Source organism: Candidatus Cloacimonadota bacterium, assembly GCA_034661015.1.
Lineage (GTDB): Bacteria > Cloacimonadota > Cloacimonadia > JGIOTU-2 > JGIOTU-2 > JAYEKN01.
Genome location: JAYEKN010000094.1, coordinates 50,579 through 52,488 on the forward strand (window position 1 = coordinate 50,579; position 1,910 = coordinate 52,488).

The following is a 1,910-nucleotide window of genomic DNA, read 5'->3' on the forward strand; positions in this document are numbered from 1 at the left end:
TCAAATTTTGTTCCTTGATATATTTCCATAATTAATTTTCAATTCCAAGTGCTTCAGGTTTGTAAATTCCATTTTCAGTAATTATCCCCGTAACGAATTTTGCCGGAGTAATGTCAAAAGCGGGATTGAGTACATCACTGGATTCATTGGCAACTCGTTTTCCAAAAATTTCTCTAACTTCCCTTGCTTCACGTTCTTCAATCATAATTTCACTGCCAGTTTTACATTTCATGTCAATTGTGCTGGATGGGGCTGCCACATAAAAAGGAATATTGTTTTCTTTGGCAAGAACAGCCTTTTCATACGTTCCGATTTTGTTTGCAACATCACCATTAGCAGCAATTCTATCTGCACCAACCAATACGATGTCAACTTCTCCTTTTTGCATATAGAAACCGGCTGCATTATCCACAATGATAGCATGGGGAATTTTTGCTTGGGCAAGTTCCCAGGCTGTTAGTCTGCTTCCCTGTAAACGCGGACGAGTTTCATCTATAAAAACAAAAATATTTTTCTTTCCTTGTTCAAAAGCTAGATAAATTGGAGCAAGGGCAGAACCGTAACCTTGAATTGCTAATTTTCCCGCATTGCAATGCGTTAAAATCCCGAATCCATTTTCAATAAGTTCAGCTCCAAATTCACCAATCAGTTTTGTGCTTGTAATATCACTTTGGAGAATGCCAGCGGCAATTTGCCAAGCGGTTTCAGTGGGATTGTCAGCAGAAATAGCTTTTGAATAAACCAAATTCGTAGAATAAAAAAGATTTTGAGCAGTTGGGCGGGTTGACTCAATCTCAGCTTTTGCCTGTAAAATTTTTTCCGGTTCTGAAAATTCTGAAAATGCTTGCGCAATGGCAAATCCTGCAGCCACGCCAACGGTTCCCGCTCCCCGCAAATTCATATTCTTTATTGCCTGAGCAGTTTCCCGGTAATTCGTCAGCGTAAGATATTCAAACTCAAATGGAAGTTTTGTTTGATCTAGCAGAATAACTGTTCCGTTTTTTGCATAAATTATTTTATTATTTTTCATAGAGGAAGATTTTCACCACAAAATACACGAAAAAAAATATAACAGATTAATATGAATTTTCATGTTCCTATATAAGCTAATTTGTGGATAAATATTAATATGTAATTTATTATTGATACGAAAAATCTTGTCAAAATTTGCGGTTTTAAAAATATTTGTGATAAAAGATGATTGGAGTGAAAATGAGCACATTTGAAACAATAAAAAGCAGAAGAAGCATCAGAAAATATTCAACTCGAAAAATCGAGGATGAAAAACTTAATAAAATCCTTGAAGCCGGCAGACTTGCTCCGTCCTGGCAGAATAAACAATGCTGGCGATTTATCGTAATACAAAACAAAAAAACAATTAATAAATTAGCATTAAAATCCGGATTTATCAGCAAGGCAAATTTTTTCATAAAAGACGCTCCGGTTGTAATCGTTCTTTGTGGCAATCCCCAAAATAGCGGGAAAATGAATGGGCAAAATTATTATCTTGTTGATACGGCAATCGCTTTCCAACAAATGATGCTCGTTGCCTGGGAGATGGGAATCGGTTCCTGCTGGTTAGGTGCATTTAATGAAGAAAAGGTAAAGTTAATTCTAAGCATTCCCCAGGAAATCAAAGTCGTGGCTTTGAGTCCATTTGGTTATCCTGCAAAAAAGGACAGTTTGTACGCAAAAGCTGTAAAAATTTTTGCAGGAAGTAACAATAGAAAAAAACTTGAGACTATTGTTCACAACGAGATGTGGTAAATAATACGCTTTGGAAAAGCGTAATACAAAATCCGTATTCTGTTTCTCCGAAACGGCAAACGACACGCTTTGGAAAAGCGTAATACAAAATCCGTATTCTGTTTCTCCGAAACGGAAAACGAAACGCTTTGGAAAAGCGTAAT

General features: G+C 36.4%; 2 protein-coding genes. One reads left to right on the forward strand and one right to left on the reverse strand.

The window, feature by feature from the left end; translation table 11 throughout:
• Positions 1 to 31: 31 nt before the first annotated feature.
• Positions 32 to 1,030: an S-methyl-5-thioribose-1-phosphate isomerase gene (gene mtnA / locus U9P79_03850; GenBank protein MEA2103759.1), complete on the reverse strand. Its 999-nt coding sequence runs from the start codon at positions 1,028 to 1,030 to the stop codon at positions 32 to 34.
• Positions 1,031 to 1,212: 182 nt separating this feature from the next.
• On the opposite strand from mtnA, the gene U9P79_03855 reads away from it, so the two are divergent.
• A complete protein-coding gene (locus tag U9P79_03855; protein ID MEA2103760.1) occupies positions 1,213 to 1,767 on the forward strand; it encodes a nitroreductase family protein in 555 nt (184 codons plus the stop codon).
• Positions 1,768 to 1,910: the final 143 nt, after the last annotated feature.

Excerpts from the sequence above, each read along its gene's own strand:
- mtnA (MEA2103759.1), bottom strand. The coding sequence starts at position 1,030 with ATGAAAAATAATAAAATAATTTATGCAAAAAACGGAACAGTTATTCTG.
- U9P79_03855 (MEA2103760.1), top strand. The coding sequence starts at position 1,213 with ATGAGCACATTTGAAACAATAAAAAGCAGAAGAAGCATCAGAAAATAT.